Origin of the sequence: Anaerobacillus sp. (genome assembly GCF_046314235.1) — a bacterium.
Taxonomy (GTDB): Bacteria; Bacillota; Bacilli; order Bacillales; family Anaerobacillaceae; genus Anaerobacillus.
The window spans coordinates 67144-91098 of record NZ_JBKBWN010000008.1; the positions used below are offsets into that span (position 1 = coordinate 67144).

Here is a 23955-nt window from a genome sequence, read left to right on the forward strand (position 1 = left end):
AATGTGAGATTGTTTCATTAGAATGGGGCGATTACGTTGAGAATTAGTATTAACTTACTTCCAAATTCGCATATAGAAAAAGAAAAGAACTCTTCCTTAATGCTAGTCCCAGTAGTAACAGGGTTAGTTGCTTTTGTTGCTGCTGCTAGCTTTTTAACCTATTCATATTTCAATTTGAAAGGTGAAGCCGCCGAACTCGAACAAAATATTAGTGAAAGTTACGGCTATCGCGATGTTCTACAAACCGATGTCGCATCGAAAACTACAGGAATTACCGAATATAATTTCGTTGAAAAGTACAAAAATGCAGAAATGTTACTAAATTCGATATATAAAGATACGGTCGATTTAAAAACAAACGTTTATCGTATCTTACCAGAAGATGCCAACGTCGATAACTATTCATATTCAAACAATGGTGAGCTAAATGTTACAGTGACATTTGCTTCAAAAGGCGATGCAGCGATTTATCTTAATCGACTTCTACAAGCTAAATTTGTCAATACTGCCGTAGTTCATTCAATTAATAGTGATAGTGAAGAAATTAGCTATACTTCTCAATTTGAAATTAAGCTTAAAACGTTAGTAGGTGATCCACGATGAACGATTGGGTAAGGGGGAACGGTAAACTACTAACCTATTTATTTTTCATTCTCTTTTTAATTCTCGTTGCTTTCTATATGTATATGATTCGTCCCGTTTCAGTTGATGTAAAGAATAAACAATTTGAGTTGTCAACAGTCAACAAAGAAATTGATGTGTTACAAACGTGGTTACATGAATTAGAGGTCAATATTTTAACTCCAGATGAGCAAAAGAAGTTATTATCTAGTATTCCAATTCGGCCAAATGTTGAGCAGATAATCGCCGACTTAGAGAGAACAGAGTTGGAAACAGGTGCGGTTATCGAAAGTCTAGGATTTATAATTACTAATTCTGCTTCCGAAGTTAATTCCACAGAGCAGCAAACAGTAACAGATAATTGGGTAACAATCTTACCTGAGGCAGTGCACCAAATTTTTACAGACAAGATTTTACCTATCAAAGATATATCCGTCTCATACGTCGAAATCGACGTTTCGATCAATGGTGAAGCAGCTGCGGTTCATTCATTTGTTAGTGAGCTGGAAAAACTTGAGCGTGTTGTTCATGTGCAAAGTTATAATTATTCCGAAGAAAATGAGGAAGAAGAAACTCGCCTTACAGGCTCAATAACATTTCGAGTATTTTTCTTTGAAGATTTCGCCGAATTCATCACCGATGATCGAAGTTTTCAGCTAGATTACGAGTTTGACCCAAGTAAAATTAAACGTTATATTCCATCTACAGAATCTGCTGAAAATAAAACTCTTATTGGCAATGAAACCACCGTCGGCCACGACAGTGGAAAGTGGAATGGTGGTCAAAACAGTGGTGGCGATTATGATAAAGGTAGTACTACTAGAGATCGGGTAATTCCTAATTTTGGATATTTAAGCTTTGAGTTTTATCAAAAAACATTTCCCGATGAGCCAATAATGGATGGGGATAGTGTCTTTTACATCGTTCAAACAGGGGCCTATACATCAGACTATTATTTAAACAGGGCGATTGAAAATTTAATTGCTAATGGATTTTTCCCTCGAATTCGTGGAAATTCGCTAAGTTTAATTTTTACAGCAATAGCTGGAAATGAAAAGATTGCTTATGGAAAAGCGAAGCTACTGTCAAGTCAAGGCTTTCCATCGTTTGTCAAAACGATGCCTTATCGTGCTGAAGAGCCATTAATTCCAGAAGCAAGTGCGGTCGTAGAAGCAGTTACTGCAATCAATGACTTGAACTATCAACTAACGACAGAAACGCTAGCAGATATTTCAGAAAGAATTAGAGCATACGAAACAAAAGCAAATCAAGTTCTTTTAACAGCATCTTCTACTCGTGCAAACACAATAGAAGAAACGACACAAATTTTAGTCGAAGTGGAAAATTTATTAATATATTTTGAATCTACGAAAGACACTGCTGTTCTTTGGGATATAGAAGGACTAATGCTAGATTTTGTATTGCTATTAAATGGACATGAAAAGGTTACAAGTACAAAGTAAGGAATATGAAAAAGGAGCGCTGGCTAATGGTTCAAAAGCAACGAAAACGATTAGGAGATTTGTTAGTAGAAGCAGGCATCATATCTGAAGCACAGCTCATGACGGCCCTTGCAGAACAAAAAAAGACTCGGAACCGCCTTGGTGATCAGCTAGCTGCTATGAAGCTTGTCAACGAACAGCAAATTATAGAAGTACTAGAATTTCAGCTTGGGATACCCCAGGTGAATTTATATAAGCAAAAAATTGAACCAAATTTATTTAGTATTATTAGTGAAGAAATGGCACGTCGTTATTTACTAATTCCAATTCGTAAAGAAGGAAATCGTCTTATTGTTGCCATGGCTGATCCCCTTGATTATTTTGCGTTAGATGACCTTCGTTTAAGTACAGGTTTTGAAATCCAACCTGTCATTGCAAAAAAGCAAGAATTACAATTGGCTCTAAATCGTTATTACGGGATGCAAAAATCGATTGATCAAATGCTGAAGGATATTCCAACGAATGAGGATGATCAAGCTTTTCTTGAAGCACAGCAATCAGATGATTCTCCAGTTGCTAGAATGGTTGATCAATTGCTGCAGCAAGCAGTCCAAATTGGAGCAAGTGATGTTCATATTGACCCACATGAATTTGAAACCCATATTCGCTTTCGCGTCGACGGCGTTTTACGTACCGAGAAAACCGTCCCGAAAACGATGCAAAACATTTTAGTTTCAAGGATTAAAATTATGGCAAGTTTAAACATTGCTGAGAAACGCTTACCACAAGACGGGCGCTTTAAGATTGATGTTGATTTACGAAAAATTGACCTTCGTGTATCCTGCCTGCCTACTATTTATGGGGAAAAAATCGTCATGCGCTTATTAGATACAGGCAGTGTGTCATTAGGGTTAGAACATCTAGAATTTTCACCTGAAAATGAAGGGAATATTCGTAAAATGATTACGAGTGCCTACGGAATTATTTTAGTTACTGGACCAACTGGAAGCGGAAAATCAACGACACTTTATACGGCATTACAAGAAATGAATCAAGCTTCTGTGAATATCATCACTGTTGAGGATCCTGTTGAATATCAAGTGAGAGGGATTAACCAAGTTCAAGTAAACGCTAATATTGGTATGACATTTGCTGCAGGGCTTCGTTCCATCTTACGACAAGACCCTGATATCGTCATGGTCGGAGAAATTCGTGATACGGAAACAGCTGAAATTGCTCTAAGGGCTGCCTTAACTGGACACATTGTATTAAGTACTCTTCATACAAACAATGCCGTTAGCGCCATTAGTCGCCTCATTGATATGGGAATAGAGCCGTTTTTAGTATCTTCGGCAATTCTAGGTGTTGTAGGTCAGCGGCTCGTTCGCCGAGTTTGTCCATCATGCGCCGTACCCCACCAATTAACTTCTGAGGAAGAAGAAATTTTTTCATCTCGTGGGATAAGCGTCAAACGAATAGTCAAAGGAGAAGGCTGTGCCGCTTGTAACAGTACAGGCTATCGTGGCCGAATGGCTCTTCACGAAACAGTGCTTGCTGACGATCATTTACGAGAAATGGTCACTCAAAAACTACCAACATCACAATTTTTAAAATACGTAAAAGAAAAAGGTTTTAAGTCTATGTTTGAAGATGGTCTTATTAAGGTTGCTGAAGGAAAAACCACACTTGAAGAAGTGTACCGCGTAACGATGGAATAAAGGTGGTTATTATTGGTATGAACATGACACAGTTACTCAACTTTGCATTTCAAAACGGGGCGTCTGACTTACACATTACGATCGATAGTACACCTATTGTTCGTATTAACGGAAAGTTAAAAAAGATAGGCAATGAAAAATTAACACCAACTAAGACAGAGGTGTTGGCAAAAGAAATTACAACTATAGAACAATATGAAGCTTTTGAAAAACAAGGAGAGCTTGATTTCTGTTTTGAGTTAGAAACTATTTGTCGATTTCGTGTTAATATCTTTAAACAGAAAAATTCAGTTGGTCTTGTCTGTCGTATCATAAATAGTAAGATACCAACCTTCGAAGATTTAAAATTACCAGAGGTGTGTAAATACTTTGCAAAACAAACACAGGGATTATTACTTGTTACAGGCCCTACAGGTAGTGGGAAATCCACAACCTTAGCGGCAATTATTGATTATATTAATCAAAATATGAGTAAGCACATTCTGACACTTGAAGATCCAATTGAGTATTTGCACCATCATAAACGAAGTATTGTTAATCAACGAGAGATTGGGCAAGACAGTCAATCATTTGCTATTGGTCTACGTGCTGCTCTTCGGCAAGACCCAGATATTATTCTAGTGGGTGAAATGCGTGATGTTGAAACAATTTCTACGGCAATTACGGCCGCTGAAACCGGTCACTTAGTATTGGCAACACTTCATACAACGAGCGCTGCTCAAACGATCGACCGGATCATTGACGTATTTCCTGCTGATCAACAGCAGCAAATTCGCACTCAATTATCATCCACGTTAGCTGGGGTTATCTCGCAACGGTTATTGCCGCTAGCTGGGGAGCGTGGTCGTGTCGCTGCCATGGAAATTCTTGTGAACACTCCAGCAACAGCTAACTTAATTCGGTCGGACAAAGTTCACCAAATCATTACGGTGCTAGAGACATCAAAGGCTATTGGCATGCAAACGATGAACATGGCTGTACAAGATTTAGTAAGACAAGGACATGTCAGTCGCCCAGACGCTGATGAGTTTGTACCAAACTGGGACAAAAATGAGTAAAATTTTAATGAAAGGGAGAGAAATAGATGCTCTTTCTTTACAAAGCAATTGATGCAAAAACTGGAAAGCAAGTGAAAGGAAAGCTAAATGCCCCATCTAAAGAAGTAGCGACTACCGAGTTGAAAGGAAAAGGCCTCTATATTTCTGAGCTGAAAGAACAAAAAGACAGCGTCTTAAATGCTGATTTAAATATTACAATTGGATCACCAGTAAAAAATAAAGATTTCGTCATTTTTTGCCGCCAACTAGCGACCTTAATTAAGGCTGGAACGCCCATTTTAGATTCTGTTCGGCTACTAAGTGATCAAGTTTCTTCAAAGCCATTTCAAAAGGCCCTTGATGCTATTTACGAAGATTTACGTTCAGGTATTCCTTTTTCAGAAGCTTGTATGAAATACCCGAAAATATTTGATAAAGTATTTGTAAACATGGTAAAAGCAGGAGAAACGAGCGGGGATTTAGAAGGCGTTTTAGATCGCATGGCGGCTTTCTATGAAAAAGGTCATAAAGTGAAAGAAAAAGTAAAATCAGCGATGATGTATCCCATTGCGGTCTCTATAGTGGCAGTTATTGTTGTTGTCATTTTATTAACGCAAGTGTTACCAAGTCTATTAAACAACTTACTTTCAATGGGAGGAGAAATTCCCGTTCCTACAAAAGTTGTTATGGCTATCTCTGATTTTTTAATCGAAAAATGGTATATCGCTATTTTATTTGTTATTTTATTTGTCCTAGTATTTATGGCTTTTAGGCAAAATCCTAAAGGAAGATACATGCTGGATTATGCTACGTTAAAAATGCCCGTATTCGGTCCGCTTATACAAAAGCAAATGATTGCTCGCATTACGAGGACGATGGCATCATTATTTAAAAGCTCTGTCCCAGTCTTGCAAACATTAACGATGAGCGCAGAAATTGCGAATAATGAAGTCGTAGCAAAAGTTCTAAATGAATCAAAAGAATCATTACGAAGCGGTGAAAGTTTATCTGATCCATTAGCTAAAAGCTGGCTTTTCCCAAAAATGGTCACACATATGATTAAAGTCGGTGAAGAAACTGGACAAATAGATACGATGCTTGAAAAGGTTGCAGATTTTTACGAAGATGAAGTAGAGCAAATGGCTAGTCGTTTAAGTTCGATTATCGAACCGTTAATGATTGCTGTATTAGGTATTATAGTTGGAACGATTGTTCTTGCAGCCATGCTACCAATGTTCTCAATTTACCAGCAAATCTAGTATATAAAATAATAGGGCTGTTCCATAAGTTACGATAACTGACTTTTGGAACAGCCCTTTTTATCATACATAATTATTTTCTCTTAAAAGCTTTTTCGTTTTTTGTTTATTTTAAAACCGTTGGAGGAAAAATCAGTTCAACAATAACTATACGTAAATAGCCCGTTCAAATAAAAGGGCTCCTAGAGATGGGTGTATTAAAAAATAACAAAGAAATTAGTTATTACGACTCATATCATCTTATTTTGAAAGAGTTTGTACATAGATTTTCAAATGAAATTAATTAAAAAGATTCATATTTTCCGTATTCTCATCATAAATCTTTAACGTATTGGTATAAGTCCGTTTAACGGGACGTGTTCCTTTAGTATGCGGAGGTAACTCAAATTATAATAGAGGAGGAGAGTTAATTGACACAAGATCGTTCATCAAAGCTATCATTTTCCATTGAAGAATCAGTGTGGCTCAATAAAGGTCAGGAAGTAGACGAAATAGTTTCTCTATCATTGGATCCAGAAATTACAGTACAAGAGCATGGGGAATACGTCTTAATTCGTGGCGGTTTAAGATTGACTGGGGAATATCGTTCAAGTGGTAAGATTACACCGGAAGGCGAACATGAATCACTAGCCTCTCAAGTAGCGTATCGATCAATAGAAGAAGTAACGTTACATGAAGATGGGACAGGTGAGATTAGACATCACTTTCCAATCGATGTGACAATTCCACAAGAACGAATTAGAAGTTTGGATGATATATATGTCATTGTTGATTCTTTCGATTACGATTTACCTGAGCGTGGTTGTATTCAATTAACAGCGGATGTTTCGATTACTGGAATGTCAGCAGGGAAATCAAGTAAAGAAGTGATAGAGGAAGTAGCAACACAGGAAGTCGATCGTACATTTCATTTTGAAGCCTACAACGAAGAACAAGTCGAAAAAGAAGTAACATCACGAGCGGATATTCCTCTGAATGATGAAATTCCTGAACTGGTTGAAGAAGAGAGCATAACTGAATTAATCGAGGAACATCAAGAAGAGGAAACAGTCGTTCAATTCCCTACAGAAGAGGTAGTTGCACGAGTTGATGAAGAAGAAGCAGTTGAAGAGGTAACGGTAGAAGAAGAGGTCTTCTCAGAAGGTGATGAGGTAGAGGCTTATGAATTGTTAGAAGAGGAATCACGAACCGAAGCAGTTGAAGTAGAGGCAGAACTTTCTGAGGAAGTTACCAAAGAAATTAAATCACCTGCAGTTGCTTTTGGAGTTGTGAAGAACCCTCCAAAAACTGAACCAGTCGCTGAAGCTAATGAGCAACCTCAAGCTAAGGAAGAAGGTTTTAGTTTGGCGAAAAGTTTCACTAAAGAAAGAAGACAAGAAGTGAAACAAGCAACTCAACAACAAGAAGTTCAAGAACTAGAAGATGAAGTAGAAGCTATTGAGTCCCACGAGCAGCAAGTTGAGGAAGTTACAACACCAAGGGAAGAAAATGCTTTGTACTTAACAAAGATGCTTACAAAGGGAGATGGCGAACAGTTTAAAAAGCTAAAGCTTTGCATCATTCGTGAAAATGAAACGTTAGAAACAATAGCCGCTCGCTATGAAATTAATCAAAGTACCCTTATTAGGGTAAATCGTTTAAATGATGCAAATGTAGAAGAAGGGCAGATTTTATATATTCCGGTAACACAATAAAGTTAACTAGGATAGGGTGCAATAAAATGGATATGTTACGTCGAATGAAGATCGAGTATGGGCTATCAGATCTAAAGTGGATTGAAGTTGATCAAACATTTCAAAGTGAAAATGGGAAAAAGCGTATTAGAATTTGGAAAGATAAGCAACTACTGCAGTGGCATGTTAAATGGCGTGATGAAATAAGTAAACAGTCAGGCATTTTGTTAGACCGGATGATTCGAACAAAGGATGGAGAGCCATTTTTTATATGTGATAAGGGCTGGGCCACCATTCACGATGAGGTTGAGGAAATATTTCCTGCCACCGGAAAAGAAAATGAATGGGGCAAACTTCTTGGAACGTCATTAACTTATGGACTCAAACAAAGTGACGAGTGTCAGCGGTTTAAAAAAAAGCAAGACATTCCATTGAAGGCAGTGAAACAAACCCTTGATCAGCTAAAAGCCCTAGATCCGATGGCAAAGCTCGTTTTAGAGAGGAGTTATTTTGAGGCAAGTAGACGTTGCCGAAAAGTGCTCCAATTGAGAGAACGTATGCAAACGAAGCGAAGCCCTATCCTATCTCCAGAAATCAAACTAACAAATGCAAGAGAAGTGTTTCATAACTTATTTTGGGTTTGTGGTGCAGATCAACCTATACAAGGCTATGAGCCAATCCGTAACTTCTTAGAGGATTGGTATAACAAAAACGGTGAGATATCTACACGTAAGGTGTTGGCTTCTATTAATGACTATTTTCCATTAAAAACAGATGAAGGTGTGAGCCTTTTAGCAGAATTAGTGACACCAAACGAACTGCAGCGGACAGTTTCACAGTTTGAAAATCAAGAAAAAGAGACTTCTGTTATCATGGATGAGTTCTTCAATAGTTGGGAAACAACAAGGAAGCTAGTCATATTGCTAAGTAGGTGGATTGAGGAAGACGGGGAAAAGGTGGTGGCAAGATGATAACGAATAATGCCCCCCGGAACTCTATTGGGCATATATTATTTCAATATGATCTATATCCAGAGAAAATTGAGCAATTCGGCAAAGTTAAAAAAATCGTGACACAACGTGGAACGTTTGCCTTAAAAGAATCATCAATGACAAGAGACCAAGCCCATTGGTTTTCACATGTTATGAACAGACTAGATAAACTTAACTATAAACAGTTTGTTCCTTTACTTCCTACAAAGTATGGTGATTTAACAATAACTCATGGAGATAAAACATATTATTTACAACCATGGTTTTTGGAGGACGCACAAATTCCTGAAGAGAATAAAGAGAAAATCTTGTTTAAACAGTTAGGAAAGCTTCATGGCTTAACCGTAAAACACCAGGAGTTTTCCGAAGAAACGATCAAAAGCTCCTATCAAGATTTAATTAATCGCTGGGAAAAACGTCGTCTTGAAATGGAGCACTTTGCTGAGGAGGCAGAGCAAAAAACATATATGTCTCCATTTGAACTAACATACCTTACTCACTATAGTAGACTAGATGTAATGACTACTACTGCTAAAAATTATTTAAAAGATTGGCATGATGAGTGCCTTGAAAAGAAGAGCTTTCGTGCTGTCCTTTGTCACGGAAAGTTAGATCGCACTCATATTTATTATCATCCAAACGGGTATGGCTATTTATTTAATTTTGAAAAAGCAGTCTTAGATACACCGGTGCGAGACTTAGCAATCTCATTTCGGAAATCATTTCAATATACTTTGTGGAGTGAAGATCAGGGCGCAGAGTGGTTAGATTTGTACCAACAATTTTTAATCCTAGAAGCAGAAGAGAAAAAACTATTTGCAAGCTACTTAATTTATCCTGAACCAATTTTTCATTGCCTTGATCTATATAAAAAAAGAAATGGAAGTATTACGGAACTACAATACGTCCAACTATTAGAAAAACGAATTATTACAATGACTCGAGTCAATCATTTTATATACAAAACATTGTTCAAAAATGAAAGCAGTCAACCTTTAGAATAGGTTGCTGCTTTTTTTCGTGAAAACCCGACTTTTAATTGGAATACTGGTTGTACTTCTAAAACAAGCCTACAACGTAAGAAAGATAGAGGATAACTAGGACAGCTAAAAGTACAACATCTATCGTTGTAGGAAATAAAATCGTTCGTAAAAGCTGAAACATTGTTAATGGGATTAAAAATTGATAGCCAACATCACGTACTCTTCGTAACCAAAGGGGAAGTCGATATTTACCTTTTTTAAACACAAAAAGACCTCCTTTACTACACTTTTCCTATAATCATCATATGCACGGTTAAATAGCCCTGTGAATAAGTTTCTAAGATTCGTGCATCATAAGGAAAAAGAAGGAAGTGACCTTGGCATGAATCAAATCTTTGTTATATATGAAATTATGTGGGGAATTGTATGCCTCTGGCTTGTTTGGTTTATCGTTCGTGTCGTGCTAAGTAAAGAAAATGATCAATAGTAGAGGTGCCAACTTTGCGGATAGCCATTCAATTTGCATGGAAAATTATAAAAGAAAAACGACTTCGAGCATTTTTACTTGGTGGCAGTACAGCAGTTGCTGCTTTTTTGCTTTTTACTAGCTTTTTTTTCATACATTCAATGAATGCAAGCGTCATTGCTATCGTAGGTCGTCTTGGCGCAGACATTATTGTCGTTCCTAAAGGTTTGGGCGCTAATGCAGGCGAAAATGCTCTTTCTGGCGCTGTAAGTAAACTGTACTTCGATGAGAAAGATGTAACAAGAAAGCTTTCAGAGATTGATGATATTACAGAATGGACTGGGCAGCTATTTCTTGAAACGATTTCGACTTCATGTTGTGGGACGATGGGCGATTTCCCTGTCGTTGCCTTTGATCCAAGCAGTGACTTCACATTGAAATCGTTTATGCCAGGATCTCAACAATTAGAAGAGGATGAGATTGTCATTGGTGTCCATGCTGGTGGCGATCGCTTTTTATACCATTATGATGATGAATATATAAAAGAAAAAGTTATGTTATTCCACCAACCGTTTTTTGTGAAAAATGCCTTGTTTCCAACTGGTACAGGAGCTGATGAAACAATTTTTATGAGATTGGATACTGCACGAAAGCTAATTTTGATGAATAGGTCATTACAGCATATATCTCCTACAGCGATCTCAGCCATCTATATCAATACAACGCCTCATACAGAAGTTTTTGTGAAGCAACAAATAGAAATAGAAGTAGAAGATGTCGATGTTGTTTTAGGGAAAGGGTTAAAAGACCAGCTTAAACAACAGGTACTTCCTTTGAAGCTATTAAGCTACGTAATGGTAGGAGTTGCTCTACTATTAACACTTCTCCAAGTGGCGACGCTTTTTACAGCATTAATCCAGGAACGTCAAAAGGAAATTGGGATTTTGTTTGCTCTAGGTGTCCTTAAACGCCAAATTTATCAGCTTTTGTTATCTGAAGCTGCGATTGTTTCATTTATTGGAAGCTTTGTCGGAGTAGTTACTTCTTTAAGCATCTTGTATGACCGTCAAACACTTTTATATATGATTTTCCAGTTGCCACTTGTATTTCCGAACTTTCAAACAACATTGGTCATAAGCATTACAACGATATTGACAATTACATTTTGTACAATTTTAGCGGCGATTTTTCCAGTTTACTCGTTTTTTTCGAGAGAACCTTACGAAGTTATAAGAGAAGGTGACAGCTGATGATTCGATTTGAAAATGTAACAAAAGAATATCGGTTGACTAGAACGAGGTCAATTGTAGCCTTAGAAAATATCAATCTTGAAATCAACAGAGGCGAGTTTGTATCGGTCATTGGTCCATCTGGAAGTGGAAAATCAACATTCTTAGCATTAGCAAGTCTTTTAGATAAACAAACAAACGGCGAAATTCATTTAAACGGAAAAAGAACTTCTCTTTTAAAAGATAAAGACAGAACAAATTTACGCTATGAACTTTGTGGTTTCATTTTTCAATTTGCAAGTTTGACACCAGCTCTCCCTGTAATTGATAACGTCATGCTTCCCCTATTATTAAGGGGAGAGCAACGAAAAAATCTTGAAGAAAGAGCAAGGACGTTATTAAGTGATGTAGGAATTAAAGAGGAGTATGTTTACCATCAACCATATCAATTAAGTGGTGGTGAACAACGTCGTGTTGCAGTTGCTAGGGCTCTATTAAAAAGGCCTGCGATATTATTTGCTGATGAGCCAACATCTGCTCTAGACGAAGCAACGGCTAAAGATCTCATTCAATTATTTCGCGAAATCAACAAACAGGGGACAACAATTGTCATGGTAACCCACAATAAAACCCTTGCCAAAGAGGGAAGTGGTTTACTTGAAATTAAGAACGGTAAATTTACAAAAAGGTAAAAGATATAAGGTTGGAGAAAATTTAGATATTAAGTGTATGATATTTTAGAAATAGGCGATACTTTTAGTAAAATTTCTCATCGTAACTATTGACGAATTTTTACTAAACCATGTACACTGTTAATACACAATTTTAAATAAAATAATGCTTTGAATGGGAAGAGTACATCTGTAACGCCATTAGAGAGAAAAATCATTGCTTTAATGTCCATAATGAAGTTCTGGACATTAAACAATTGCTGAGAGATTTTTTTGGAGATAAGGATGGAAGGTCGCCCAGGAGCTGCTTATTTGAAAGGAAAGCTATGCAGGGAAAAAGTACTACACTTTTTCCTAGGTCACTTATGCTTTTCGTAATGTCTAGCTACAGTGCCTAGCCCCTCGAGGTCAAATAACCTGCCAATATAAAAAGTAAAGAACGCACTTTTTAATTGTCAGAACATTTGCTTGTCGGGGCTTAGAAGGGAAAAAGCACTACACTTTTTCCTAGGTCACTTATGCTTTTCTTAGTAGAATAGGCCGGTTTATAACCGTTACATGAATGAAGTGTGTCTTCGACGAAGTTTCTTTTGGCGATGGCAAACAAAGGTGGTACCGCGAATATACTCTCTTCGTCCTTTGAGGATGGAGGGAGTTTTTTGTTTTTTATAAAACAATGTTGAAAGGTGTATAGTTCCGACTATTCCGTTGGTGCTCTATGTTTTTCGTATTAAAGGGAGGAAATAAGATGGCTAATCAAGAGATATCAATGCCAACAAAGTATGATCCGAAAAGTACAGAAGAGAAATGGTATTCGTACTGGCTTGATGGAAAGTTTTTTGAAGCAAAGGGTGAGGAGGACAAGAAGCCTTATACAATTGTTATTCCACCACCAAATGTTACAGGGAAGTTGCATCTTGGTCATGCATGGGATACGACATTACAAGATATTTTAATTCGTACAAAGAGAATGCAAGGCTATGATGCGTTATGGTTACCTGGAATGGACCATGCTGGAATTGCAACGCAAGCAAAAGTAGAAGGAAAGCTTCGTGAAGAAGGTGTAAGTCGTTATGACTTAGGCCGTGAAAAGTTTTTAGAAAAATCTTGGGAATGGAAGAGTGAGTATGCTGACTTTATTCGTAATCAGTGGTCAAAGCTTGGCCTTTCCCTAGATTACTCTCGTGAGCGTTTCACACTTGATGAAGGACTTTCTAAAGCGGTTCGTGAAGTATTCGTAAAGTTATACGAAAAAGGTCTTATTTACCGCGGTGAGTACATTATTAACTGGGATCCACAAACGAAAACAGCCCTATCGGACATTGAAGTAATTTACAAAGATGTTCAAGGTGGCTTTTATCATATGAAGTATCCGCTCGTAGACGGAAGTGGGCATATTGAAGTTGCTACAACTCGTCCTGAGACGATGCTAGGCGATACAGCGGTTGCCGTTCATCCCGAAGATGATCGATATAAACACTTAATTGGTAAGAAAGTAAAGTTACCAATCGTTGGTCGTGAAATTGAAATCGTTGCAGATGACTATGTTGATATGGAATTTGGTTCAGGTGCAGTAAAAATTACCCCGGCGCATGACCCTAACGACTTTGAGATTGGAAACAGACATAATCTTGAACGTGTTCTCGTGATGGATGAGTCAGGGAAAATGAACGAAAATGCTGGAAAGTATCAAGGTATGGACCGTTTTGAATGCCGAAAGCAAATCGTTAAAGATTTACAAGACGAAGGGATTTTGTTCAAAATTGAAGAGCATATGCACTCGGTTGGTCATTCCGAGCGTAGTGGTGCAGTTGTTGAACCTTATCTTTCAACGCAATGGTTTGTTAAAATGGGTCCTCTTGCAGAAGAAGCAATTAAATTGCAACAAAAAGAAGACAAGGTTAACTTTGTCCCTGAACGCTTTGAAAAGACGTACTTACATTGGATCGAAAACATTCGCGACTGGTGTATTTCCCGTCAATTATGGTGGGGCCACCGTATCCCTGCTTGGTACCATAATGAAACAGGTGAAATTTACGTAGGTCATGATGCTCCAAAAGATCTTGAAAACTGGACACAAGATGAAGACGTGCTAGATACGTGGTTTTCTTCAGCATTATGGCCGTTTTCAACAATGGGCTGGCCAGATGAAAATTCAAAAGACTTCAAACGTTATTACTCAACGGATGTTCTTGTAACCGGATATGACATCATCTATTTCTGGGTTGCTCGAATGATTTTCCAAGGCTTAGAATTTACAGGTGAACGTCCATTTAAAGACGTACTAATTCATGGCTTAGTTCGTGACTCTGAAGGCCGTAAAATGAGTAAGTCACTCGGAAATGGCGTTGATCCGATGGATGTAATCGACAAATATGGTGCAGATGCGCTACGTTTCTTCCTCTCAACAGGAAGTTCCCCGGGAAATGATCTCCGTTTCTATTGGGAAAAGGTCGAATCAACATGGAATTTCGGGAATAAGATTTGGAACGCATCACGCTTTGCTTTAATGAATATGGAAGGCTTAACTCATGATGAAATTGATCTTTCAGGGGAAAAATCAATTGCTGACCAATGGATTTTAACTCGACTTCAAGAGACAATTGATGATGTTACTCGCTTAATTGATGACTATGAGTTTGGTGAAGTAGGACGACTTCTTTACAACTTTATCTGGGATGATTTCTGTGATTGGTATATTGAAATGGCAAAATTACCGTTATACGGTGAAGACGAGGATGCTAAGAAAATGACGCGATCAATCTTAGCGCACGTTCTTGATCAAACGATGAAGCTGTTACATCCGTTTATGCCATTTATTACGGAAGAAATTTGGCAACATCTACCGCACGAAGGAGAGTCAATTACGGTTGCTCCTTGGCCAGTGAGAGATGAATCGCTAAACTTCCCAGAAGCAACGAAGAAAATGAATTTGCTAAAAGAAATTATTCGTTCAGTTCGTAATACGCGAGCAGAATTAAATGTTCCAATGAGTAAAAAAATTGAGCTTATAATTAAAGCAAAAGACAATGCTATCTTGAGCAATCTTGAAGAAGGGCGTAGCTATTTAGAAAAATTCTGTAATCCAGAAGAACTGAAAATAGGTACAGATCTTCAAGCGCCAGAGAAGTCAATGTCTTCAATCCTTACTGGTGTAGATCTTTACTTGCCTCTAGCAGGCTTATTAGACATTGACGCAGAGATCGCTCGCTTAGAAAAGGAAGTAAAACGACTTGATGGCGAAGTAGAACGGGTTCAAAAGAAACTAAGCAATCAAGGCTTTGTTGCAAAAGCACCTGCAGCTGTAATTGAGGAAGAAAAAGCAAAAGAACAAGATTATTTGGAGAAACGTGCCACAGTTCTATCAAGAATAGAAGAATTAAAAGCGTAATTACGCTTTAATAACAATCGGTTGTAAAAATTAAACAAAGAAAACGAGGTTGGCTCAAAAGCAGTGTTTCAATCGCCTCAAGTGCTATACGAAAAGTATAGAGTCATAACTTGAGGTGAATAGCATACTGATGAGTTAGCCTCGTTTTCTTTTTTATCGATCTGTTTCTTTAAAAGAAATTGCTTTGAATTGGTTTGTATCTATTTCAAACTCAACATTTACGAACACACCAAATTCTTTTTCACCCTGCCGGAGCCAAAGTTTAAATTTCTCAACAGCAACTCCGGCACCTTTTTCTTCTCTACCAATATGGAGGTAGTCGATAACCTTTGCTTCTGGATATCTTTTAATTGTTTGAGTTACAGCTATATTGCCCCATTTTGCGTAGGCTGGTGTTTCATTCTCAGCCAAAGTTTGTTTATTGCTGAACCCTATAGTTAAAAGCAGGACAAAAATTAATAGTGAGATTCTTTTCATTTTCCTCACACCCCTTATAACGCTAGTATGTTCAAATTCAACCAAATCAAGTAAGGACATTATACTTTGCTAAGCTAGTTCTGCGCGGACTTTATTTTATAAAGATTTGCCCAATTTAACTTCTTTCATTATTTTTAAAAAATGTATCTGTGTGCTAAAATTTAATGATAGTTATCTTTAAAGTAGTTGTCATTTACAAATCATCTAACAATCCAAGTTTAAAATTGAATCGGAGAAGACTGAAATGTTATATACAATGATCGAAGCAGAAGCGTTAATTTATAAATCATATTTAAGAGCGATTGGTAACATCCAAGAAACAGATGATTCTAAAGTAAAGAAGATCAAACTGACGAGGCAGTTATTTGACCTTTTAGACTCTCCTGATTTAGGACAAAGATTTGTATTAGTAACTGGAAGCAAGGGGAAGGGATCAATTTCTAGGTTTATTTCATCGTTACTAGGTCATCTCGGTTTCAAAGTGGGATTATTTACTTCGCCTCACTTAGTAAATTTTAATGAGAGAATTAGAATAAATGGTAAAGCAATTTCTGATGATGATTTTATAAGATTAAGTAAAAAACTAGAAAAACCTTTTGAGATGATTGAAATGAAACTGGCTCTAGATGAATATCAGGGACCGATTGGGCTATCCTTAGCCATTGCGGCTCTTTACTTTAAAGAAAATCAAACGGACATTAACGTAATTGAATGTGGCCGTGGTGGGGAATTTGATGATACGAATATCTTGAGTAATGAATGGGCAGTTATTACCCCAATTATGGAAGAGCATCTTCCTAATCTTGGTCCAACTATAGAGCATATTATTACTCATAAACTGGGAATCGTTAAAGCTCAAACTAAATTTGTTTACATAAGTCAGCAAGCTGATATCCTCGCAAAAATCGAAGCAGAACTTCGTAAAAAGTTCGTAGAGAATGTATCCTATTATGGCAGAGATTTTTATTCCGAGAATATTTCACTTCATGCAGCAGGTACAATCTTTGATGTGAAGACTTCAAAGGAACGTTATCAGCAAATCGCATTACCACTTTTAGGTGGTTTTAACGCCATTAATGGCGCAACAGCGATTAAAGTTTGTGAAGATATAATAAATGCACCAATCAGTCCAATAATCTTAAAGAATTGTTTTCAAACAATACGGTGGCCAGGAAGATGTGAGATCGTCTCGCGCAACCCGACAGTGATTGTCGATGGAGCCATCAATGAGAGATCTGCAAAATATGTACAAGAACTGCTTGCTAGTATTCCAGGAAAGAAAATCGTTTCAATTGTTGGTATTCCAGCAAATAAGGACTACAAAGGAGTAATAAAAGTTTTAAGTGAGTTTTCAAGTAAAATCATTGTAACGAAACCGGATATCTCCCATTTGAAATTTCCAAGCGACGCTGCAATTTATGCTCAAACATTCTTACAGAACTCGCTTGAAACAGATCTATTAGTTGAAGCTGTTGAAATAGCGAAAAAAGAGCATGCCGTCGACATTATCGTTATTATCGGTACACAAACATTAATTGCAAATGCAAAACGGATATGGAACCATAGCTTAATGGATATTGGTTTATAGTAACTTAATGAGTAAAGGGGTTCGTTCAATTTATGATCTCGTATGAAGAAGCATGTGATATTGTCGTTTCAGCTAGCAAATTTGGTATTTGCTTAGGTTTAGAGAGAATGGAATTAATCTTGGCAGAACTAGATAATCCCGAGCAGCACATTCCAGCCATACATTTAGCTGGAACAAATGGGAAGGGCTCGACTTTGACTTACATCGCTTCCATTTTTAGAGAAGCTGGCTATAACGTCGGTACATATACATCACCTGCCATTGCCAAAATTAATGATAAAGTTAGAGTTAATGGTGAAGAAATTTCTGATGAAGACTTTGTGACAATTATTGAACAATTGAAACCAGTGATCGAAAAAGTAAGTCGGACAAGCTTTGGCGCTCCAACAGAATTTGAATTATTAACTGCAGTTGCCTTTCAATACTTTGCTACAATCAAAAAGCCAGATATTGTACTTATTGAGACTGGACTAGGAGGAAGGCTTGACTCCACAAATGTCATTACGCCACTCGTTTCAATTATTACCAATATTGGTCATGACCATATGGATTTATTAGGGGATACGATCGGAGAGATTGCCACAGAAAAAGCAGGCATTATTAAAAGATCCGTTCCCGTCGTCTCAGGCTGTAAGCAAAGAGAGGCAATCGCTGTTATGAACGAACGATCCAAACAATGGTCATCGCAACTTTATCAATTAGGTTCTGACTTTACATGTAAGCACAGCGGAGAGCTGTTTAGTTTTCTTTGGCAGAATTGCGAATATGCGAATTTAAGAGTAGGGATGCTCGGAAAACACCAACAAGAAAATGCTTCATTGGCAATCATGGCCATTCATTGTTTGTCTGACTTTTCAATTACAGAAGAAGCAATCCGTAGCGGAATCGCAAAGGCTAAAATTGCAAATCGAATTGAAGTTGTGCAACAACAGCCAACGATTATTTTTGACGGCGGTCATAACCAAGAAGGAATGGAGGCATTAGCTACTACGTTAGAAACCACCTATCCAAATCGAAACATTCATATCCTTTTTTGTGCGATGAAAGATAAGAACATTAAGGAGATGCTACAACCACTAAGAAATATAGCGAACGAGATTATTTTAACGAGCTTTCCATACGAGCGAGCGATGGATGCCAATGAAGTTCATCAAGCCTATCCCCTTGCTAATGGCAAAGTAATAGAGGATTGCTTAGAAGCGTACCACTTTCTTTCAAAAAAGCTGAGGGAAGATGATGTTTTTGTTGTAACTGGTTCTTTGTACTTTTTAAGTCATATCCGAACTATGCTTCACAAATAGAAATAGTTACCTCGTGTAGTAAATAGTGATCATTTTCAAATGGATCTCTTCATATAAAATAGATATAACTATTTATTAATCGAGGTCACATCATGATAAAACACACAATTTTTTCAATGATTTTAGTTATTTGTTCTACTTTGTTTCTAGTAAGCTTTTATGCTGCTGGATTATATTTGTTAGATATGCAAGCTAGAAATAATAGTCCTGAAGTAGTTGAGACAAATGCAACACGATATTCAAAAGAACACTCAGCATTAAGTAAGAGAAGTAGATCGCTTGACTCTGACACATCTGTTTTTTTTCGATTGAAGGAGCCAATAACAATGGCCTTTGCTGGTGATGTAATGATGGAAGGCTCTATTGAAAAGGCGATGAAAAATTTTGATATTAACTATCCCTTTTTACAAATTCAAAAAGAACTAGAAAAAGCTGACTATGCCGTTGTCAATCTTGAAACAGCCGTAACAAAAAAAGACATACCATATGATAAGCAGTTTAATTTTCGAACGGGCCCAGAGTCATTAGTAGCACTAAAACAAGCAGGCTTTAATATGGTTTCACTAGCAAATAATCATACGATGGATTATGGCGAAAAGGGCTTACTAGATACAATTGATTATTTAGACGAGGTCGGCCTAGCCTACGTTGGCGCTGGAAGAAATAGTGATGAGGCTTACGCTGAACAAATCATCGAAATAAAAGGCAAAAAAATTGCGATTTTAGGGTTTTCTAGAGTCCTACCATCGGAAACTTGGTATGCGACACCAACGAAACCAGGCATTGCAAGTGGCTACCAAGTTGATAGAATGGTACAAATCATCGAAGAGACTAGAAAATCTGTTGATTATTTGTTTGTATTTATGCATTGGGGGTTGGAACGACAACAAACACCGGAACCCTATCAACTCAACGATGCACGCGCGATGATTGATGCTGGCGCAGATGGTGTCATCGGTGCTCATCCTCATGTCATCCAAGGACTAGATTACTATAAAGGTAAGCCGATCGCTTACTCTTTAGGTAATTTCCTCTTTCCTGATTATGTAAGTGGTATAACAGCTGAGTCTTGTTTATTAACGTTAATCATCCAAGAAGATGAGATCGTGATGAACTATACACCATTGGAGATAACCGGGAATCAGGTAGCTCTAATATCTCCAACAAAATTTGAAGAGCGGCTAAATACGCTAGAAAAGCTCTCATTCGATGTGAAAAGAGATGGAACACTTTTCTACAGTAAGTGAGTTTGTAATCTATCAAATCTCAAACAAGGCCGTCAAACGTCTTGTTTTTTTTGCATAAAAAAATAATTTCTTTCTAGTTCTATCTATTAAATAAAATTAATAGACTATAGTAAATTGAAGAATAGAGAGGAGCTGGCATTATGGACAATACGAAGAAGAACGACCGGCGAATTTCAATCGTGCTCAACGGGAAAGAGAAATTGTATGACGAGCTAGTGAAGGACAAGCGTGAGTATGAAGAACTACTAAATGAAGAAATAGCGGCGACTCAGGAAAAAGAAGACCGAGCAAGAGAGTTTGAGTGGATCCTTCCTGAATCATCCTCCGAGGATCCCTCAAAAAAGGTCGTTGATTTAGGTGAGCGCCGTAAAGATAAAGAGAAGCTACTAGCGCCCTATTGGGATGATGGGAAAAGTGATAAATCTCCTAAACTGCCACCAAATAACCGTAAAAAGAAACGTTTTGATTTTAGGTCACTACCATTAGGGCTGATAGGAATTGTCATGTCTGCCATTATTGTTGGTGTTAGTTTTGGGTTCATGATGTTGACGATTTTTACGGGAGAGAAACTCGAAACTGCAACAGCTAATTTTCCAGTACAAACACCTAGCAGGGTAGAGCAACCTGTTGCTTTAGCGCCAGGACAAGTTCCAATTCTCGGTGTTGAAGTAGTGCAAGGTGGGGCTTTTTCGTTAGTTGCTAAGGGGCAGGAGGTTGCCGAAGAGCTTCAAAATAAAGGTTTTGCATCGGCATTAACAAAGTCAACAGAGCCAGTCTTTTTATTTATTGGTCTAGGCTTAGATCGTGAACAGGCAAATGTTGTTGCAGAGGAATATAAAGCAAATGGACAAGAGGTATACGTAAAGCCGTATGCAGTAACGCCAAATGGAACTGTTGAAACAGACGAACAAGGTATTTTCTTAGAAACGGGAGTGAGTCTCTTTGAGAAGTTAACCCTTTTATCAATCAATGGGCTTGCAGCAAGTGGAACATTGGTAAACGAAGAGAATATGAATGAACTAGCTACGATCTATGAGAAGCTAGTTTCAATCGAAGCACCGTTTAGCGATAATGATATACAAAGTGAAAGATCGCTTGCATTTCAAAGTGCTTTGACAAACGCCTATCAAAAAATGCAAAGCTATTCCGAAGCGAAAGATGAAAATATCCTTTGGCAAGTTCAGCAGTATTTACTAAACGGTTTAATTGAGTACGAGGAACTATCAAAAACATTTAATTGAGACTGTCCCAAAAGTGTCTGACATCACGTGGATCGTGGATCCTAGTAAATATAGACGTACAGATTTATCAATATGTCTATATTCGGCGCCTAGCGGTGTTTGACACTTTGTTTTGGGAAAGTCTCATTTTTTTGCAATAAATACCGAAAAAATTTGGTAATTTGTATTATAATGTAAATAATAATGGTGCCGCAATTACTTTATAGCAAATGTCGAAGGAACATTTTTTTTGCTTTGACATTTTAATTTTTTCCATTTATAACTGATAATGATGAACATACTACTAAAGTGAATATTTTATAAAAGTTGTTCGGCGACCAGCTAAGTTTTACAAAGAGAGATGGAGGTCTACATATTATGTCAAATGTTCGAATTGAACGAGACTTAATGGGAGAAAAAGAAATACCTCAAGAGGCTTATTACGGAATTCAAACAGCGAGGGCAATCGAAAATTTTCCGATTACTGGGATACGACCGCACCATGAACTAATAAGGGCGTTTGCCTATGTGAAGAAAGCTGCTGCAATGGCCAATAGTGATGTTGGTGTCTTAAATAAAAAAATTGCTGAAGCTATTGTAAAAGCAAGTGATGAAATCATTGCCGGGAACTTACTTGATCAATTTGTTGTTGATTCTATTCAAGGGGGAGCTGGAACTTCATTTAACATGAATGCCAATGAAGTCATTGCAAACCGAGCGATTGAAATTCTCGGTGGTAAAAAGGGTGACTACATGATGGTCAGTCCTAACACCCATGTCAACATGGCACAATCAACTAACGATGCGTTTCCAACAGCGATTCATATTGCCTGTTTACATTTAGCGAGGGGACTTACGAGTTCACTTGAACAATTAATCATCTCCATGCAAGGAAAAGAGAAAGAGTTTGACCAAGTAATCAAAATGGGGCGAACTCATCTTCAAGATGCCGTACCAATCCGTTTAGGCCAAGAATTCGGTGCATACAAACGAGTCCTGTCTCGTGATTTACATCGTATTAAAAATTCTGTTGATCATTTATATGAAATAAATATGGGCGCAACCGCGGTTGGGACGGGGCTAAATGCTGTACCAGAATATATTGCATTAGTTGCGAAGTATCTTGCGGAGCATACAGGTATGCCATTTAAGAATGCGGAAGATTTAGTAGACGCAACCCAAAATACTGATGCTTATACAGAGCTATCAAGCGCTCTAAAAATACTGGCGATTAATTTATCGAAGATGGCGAACGATTTGAGATTAATGAGTTCAGGCCCACGGACTGGAATTAACGAAATTAATTTACCACCACGTCAGGCTGGATCGTCTATTATGCCTGGAAAAGTAAACCCAGTTATGGCCGAAGTAATTAATCAAATCTCTTTCCAAGTGATTGGGAATGATCATACGATTTCGCTTGCATCTGAAGCAGGCCAATTAGAGCTAAATGTAATGGAACCAGTCTTAGTGTTTAATTTACTACAATCACTATCAATTCTCCAAAATGGCATGAAAGTTTTCAGAGAGTTTTGTATTGAAGGCATTACAGCAAATATTGAAAGATGCCGTGAGATGGTTGAGCACAGTGTCGGAATCATTACAGCGATTAATCCTCATGTAGGTTATGAAGTAGCTGCCCGTATTGCCAAGGAAGCTATTCAAACAAACCGCCCAGTTCGAGAGATTTGTATTGAAAAGGGAATTTTGTCTGAAGAAGAATTGAACGTCATTTTGGATGCAAATGAAATGACAGCACCAGGTATTGCGGGGGCAAATCTGTTATTTGGTAATTAATTATTAATATGTAAAAATTTGAAAAAAGAATTGAAATTTTTATGCGAATTTTGCTATTCTAAGAGTAGCCTTTGTAGAAAATTTCTTTTCTTTTTTCTTACTTTAATGAATTTCATAAACCATTATTTACGCTATTAAGTTCTAAATGTAGTTGCGTAGAACCATTCGCAACTACGTTTAGATTGGCATAGTTCGATTAAGGTAATTATGAGATTCACTCCATTAAAAGAAACGATAATTTTTAACAAAGGAGAATTCTACGTGAAAAAACTCATTTTAGCCTCTGGCTCACCTCGCCGCAAACAACTGCTAGAACAAGCGCAGCTTCAATTTTCAATATCCACAAGTACTGTTGATGAAACGATTACCGAAACCCTCTCCCCGTCTGAAGTAGTAGAACAACTAGCCTATAAAAAAGCCCACGATGTCTATATGCACCATAACGAGTCAATTATTATTGGTGCAGATACAATTGTTTCTATAAATGGAACGATTTTAGGGAAGCCTATAAACGAAGAAGATGCATTTCAGATGTTAAAACAACTATCTGGCAAACATCATGACGTTTACACTGGAGTTGCCCTAATTTCAAAAGAAAAAACAGTCGTATTTCATGAAAGAACTGTCGTTACCTTTTGGGAGCTAACTCCAAAAGAAATGAAAGACTATATTACAAGTGGTGAGCCTTTTGATAAAGCGGGCTCATATGGGATTCAAGGATTAGGGGCGTTATTTGTCAAAAAAATTAGTGGTGATTATTTCAACGTTGTTGGCTTACCGTTAGCGAGGACCGTGAGAGAGTTAAAAAACTTTCAACATGTTATTTCGTAACCGGGAGTAGCA

General features: G+C 37.5%; 19 protein-coding genes. 17 read left to right on the top strand and 2 right to left on the bottom strand.

Annotation, left to right across the window (positions count from 1 at the left end):
- Window positions 1–36: 36 nt before the first annotated feature.
- From ACK4M9_RS12705 to ysxE, 8 genes are all read left to right on the top strand, one after another.
- The gene (locus tag ACK4M9_RS12705) at window positions 37–603 is read left to right on the top strand and encodes a hypothetical protein (protein WP_409851041.1); all 567 of its coding nucleotides are present in this window, start codon (window positions 37–39) and stop codon (window positions 601–603) included.
- Complete coding sequence (locus ACK4M9_RS12710; RefSeq protein WP_409851044.1) at window positions 600–2084, top strand: hypothetical protein; 1485 nt, start codon at window positions 600–602, stop codon at window positions 2082–2084. The genes ACK4M9_RS12705 and ACK4M9_RS12710 overlap by 4 nt, the downstream gene beginning before the upstream one ends.
- 26 nt (window positions 2085–2110) lie before the next feature.
- Window positions 2111–3781 (top strand): GspE/PulE family protein, encoded by a 1671-nt coding sequence (locus ACK4M9_RS12715; protein WP_409851046.1) that lies wholly within the window; start codon window positions 2111–2113, stop codon window positions 3779–3781.
- Window positions 3782–3798: 17 nt separating this feature from the next.
- Entirely contained in the window at window positions 3799–4839 is a 1041-nt protein-coding gene (locus tag ACK4M9_RS12720; RefSeq protein ID WP_409851048.1) for a type IV pilus twitching motility protein PilT, read from the top strand.
- 26 nt (window positions 4840–4865) lie between these two features.
- Complete coding sequence (locus ACK4M9_RS12725) at window positions 4866–6077, top strand: type II secretion system F family protein (protein ID WP_409851050.1); 1212 nt, start codon at window positions 4866–4868, stop codon at window positions 6075–6077.
- 410 nt (window positions 6078–6487) lie between these two features.
- On the top strand, window positions 6488–7771 hold the full coding sequence (spoVID, locus tag ACK4M9_RS12730; RefSeq protein ID WP_409851053.1) for a stage VI sporulation protein D: 1284 nt from the start codon (window positions 6488–6490) through the stop codon (window positions 7769–7771).
- Window positions 7772–7797: 26 nt separating this feature from the next.
- Window positions 7798–8721 (top strand): hypothetical protein, encoded by a 924-nt coding sequence (locus ACK4M9_RS12735; protein ID WP_409851055.1) that lies wholly within the window; start codon window positions 7798–7800, stop codon window positions 8719–8721.
- Window positions 8718–9746 (top strand): spore coat protein YsxE, encoded by a 1029-nt coding sequence (gene ysxE, locus ACK4M9_RS12740; protein WP_409851058.1) that lies wholly within the window; start codon window positions 8718–8720, stop codon window positions 9744–9746. Before ACK4M9_RS12735 ends, ysxE begins: the two co-directional genes overlap by 4 nt.
- A gap of 55 nt (window positions 9747–9801) precedes the next feature.
- On the opposite strand, the gene ACK4M9_RS12745 is transcribed toward ysxE, so the two are convergent.
- The gene (locus ACK4M9_RS12745; RefSeq protein ID WP_409851060.1) at window positions 9802–9990 is read right to left on the bottom strand and encodes a hypothetical protein; all 189 of its coding nucleotides are present in this window, start codon (window positions 9988–9990) and stop codon (window positions 9802–9804) included.
- 236 nt (window positions 9991–10226) lie between these two features.
- On the opposite strand from ACK4M9_RS12745, the gene ACK4M9_RS12750 reads away from it, so the two are divergent.
- From ACK4M9_RS12750 to ACK4M9_RS12760, 3 genes are all read left to right on the top strand, one after another.
- Complete coding sequence (locus ACK4M9_RS12750; protein WP_409851063.1) at window positions 10227–11441, top strand: ABC transporter permease; 1215 nt, start codon at window positions 10227–10229, stop codon at window positions 11439–11441.
- Window positions 11441–12112 carry an ABC transporter ATP-binding protein gene (locus tag ACK4M9_RS12755; RefSeq protein WP_409851065.1) on the top strand — a complete coding sequence of 224 codons (672 nt, stop codon included), beginning with the start codon at window positions 11441–11443 and terminating at the stop codon, window positions 12110–12112. Before ACK4M9_RS12750 ends, ACK4M9_RS12755 begins: the two co-directional genes overlap by 1 nt.
- A gap of 727 nt (window positions 12113–12839) precedes the next feature.
- Window positions 12840–15482, top strand: coding sequence for a valine--tRNA ligase (locus ACK4M9_RS12760; RefSeq protein WP_409851067.1), 2643 nt, complete (start codon window positions 12840–12842; stop codon window positions 15480–15482).
- 153 nt (window positions 15483–15635) lie between these two features.
- On the opposite strand, the gene ACK4M9_RS12765 is transcribed toward ACK4M9_RS12760, so the two are convergent.
- Window positions 15636–15959, bottom strand: a complete 324-nt coding sequence (locus ACK4M9_RS12765) for a DUF3889 domain-containing protein (protein ID WP_409851069.1) — start codon at window positions 15957–15959, stop codon at window positions 15636–15638.
- Window positions 15960–16203: 244 nt separating this feature from the next.
- On the opposite strand from ACK4M9_RS12765, the gene ACK4M9_RS12770 reads away from it, so the two are divergent.
- From ACK4M9_RS12770 to ACK4M9_RS12795, 6 genes are all read left to right on the top strand, one after another.
- The gene (locus ACK4M9_RS12770) at window positions 16204–17547 is read left to right on the top strand and encodes a bifunctional folylpolyglutamate synthase/dihydrofolate synthase (RefSeq protein WP_409851072.1); all 1344 of its coding nucleotides are present in this window, start codon (window positions 16204–16206) and stop codon (window positions 17545–17547) included.
- 32 nt (window positions 17548–17579) lie between these two features.
- Entirely contained in the window at window positions 17580–18848 is a 1269-nt protein-coding gene (locus ACK4M9_RS12775) for a bifunctional folylpolyglutamate synthase/dihydrofolate synthase (protein ID WP_409851075.1), read from the top strand.
- A gap of 92 nt (window positions 18849–18940) precedes the next feature.
- Complete coding sequence (locus ACK4M9_RS12780) at window positions 18941–20095, top strand: CapA family protein (RefSeq protein WP_409851078.1); 1155 nt, start codon at window positions 18941–18943, stop codon at window positions 20093–20095.
- 140 nt (window positions 20096–20235) lie between these two features.
- Window positions 20236–21336 (top strand): hypothetical protein, encoded by a 1101-nt coding sequence (locus ACK4M9_RS12785; RefSeq protein WP_409851081.1) that lies wholly within the window; start codon window positions 20236–20238, stop codon window positions 21334–21336.
- 357 nt (window positions 21337–21693) lie between these two features.
- The gene (gene aspA / locus ACK4M9_RS12790; protein ID WP_409851083.1) at window positions 21694–23112 is read left to right on the top strand and encodes an aspartate ammonia-lyase; all 1419 of its coding nucleotides are present in this window, start codon (window positions 21694–21696) and stop codon (window positions 23110–23112) included.
- A gap of 261 nt (window positions 23113–23373) precedes the next feature.
- Window positions 23374–23943, top strand: coding sequence for a Maf family protein (locus tag ACK4M9_RS12795; RefSeq protein WP_409851086.1), 570 nt, complete (start codon window positions 23374–23376; stop codon window positions 23941–23943).
- The last annotated feature ends 12 nt before the right edge of the window (window positions 23944–23955 follow it).

Coding starts and splice junctions, on each gene's coding strand:
- ACK4M9_RS12710 (WP_409851044.1), top strand. CDS start 600: ATGAACGATTGGGTAAGGGGGAACGGTAAACTACTAACCTATTTATTT.
- ACK4M9_RS12715 (WP_409851046.1), top strand. CDS start 2,111: ATGGTTCAAAAGCAACGAAAACGATTAGGAGATTTGTTAGTAGAAGCA.
- ACK4M9_RS12720 (WP_409851048.1), top strand. CDS start 3,799: ATGAACATGACACAGTTACTCAACTTTGCATTTCAAAACGGGGCGTCT.
- ACK4M9_RS12725 (WP_409851050.1), top strand. CDS start 4,866: ATGCTCTTTCTTTACAAAGCAATTGATGCAAAAACTGGAAAGCAAGTG.
- ACK4M9_RS12735 (WP_409851055.1), top strand. CDS start 7,798: ATGGATATGTTACGTCGAATGAAGATCGAGTATGGGCTATCAGATCTA.
- ysxE (WP_409851058.1), top strand. CDS start 8,718: ATGATAACGAATAATGCCCCCCGGAACTCTATTGGGCATATATTATTT.
- ACK4M9_RS12755 (WP_409851065.1), top strand. CDS start 11,441: ATGATTCGATTTGAAAATGTAACAAAAGAATATCGGTTGACTAGAACG.
- ACK4M9_RS12760 (WP_409851067.1), top strand. CDS start 12,840: ATGGCTAATCAAGAGATATCAATGCCAACAAAGTATGATCCGAAAAGT.
- ACK4M9_RS12765 (WP_409851069.1), bottom strand. CDS start 15,959: ATGAAAAGAATCTCACTATTAATTTTTGTCCTGCTTTTAACTATAGGG.
- ACK4M9_RS12770 (WP_409851072.1), top strand. CDS start 16,204: ATGTTATATACAATGATCGAAGCAGAAGCGTTAATTTATAAATCATAT.
- ACK4M9_RS12775 (WP_409851075.1), top strand. CDS start 17,580: ATGATCTCGTATGAAGAAGCATGTGATATTGTCGTTTCAGCTAGCAAA.
- ACK4M9_RS12780 (WP_409851078.1), top strand. CDS start 18,941: ATGATAAAACACACAATTTTTTCAATGATTTTAGTTATTTGTTCTACT.
- ACK4M9_RS12785 (WP_409851081.1), top strand. CDS start 20,236: ATGGACAATACGAAGAAGAACGACCGGCGAATTTCAATCGTGCTCAAC.
- aspA (WP_409851083.1), top strand. CDS start 21,694: ATGTCAAATGTTCGAATTGAACGAGACTTAATGGGAGAAAAAGAAATA.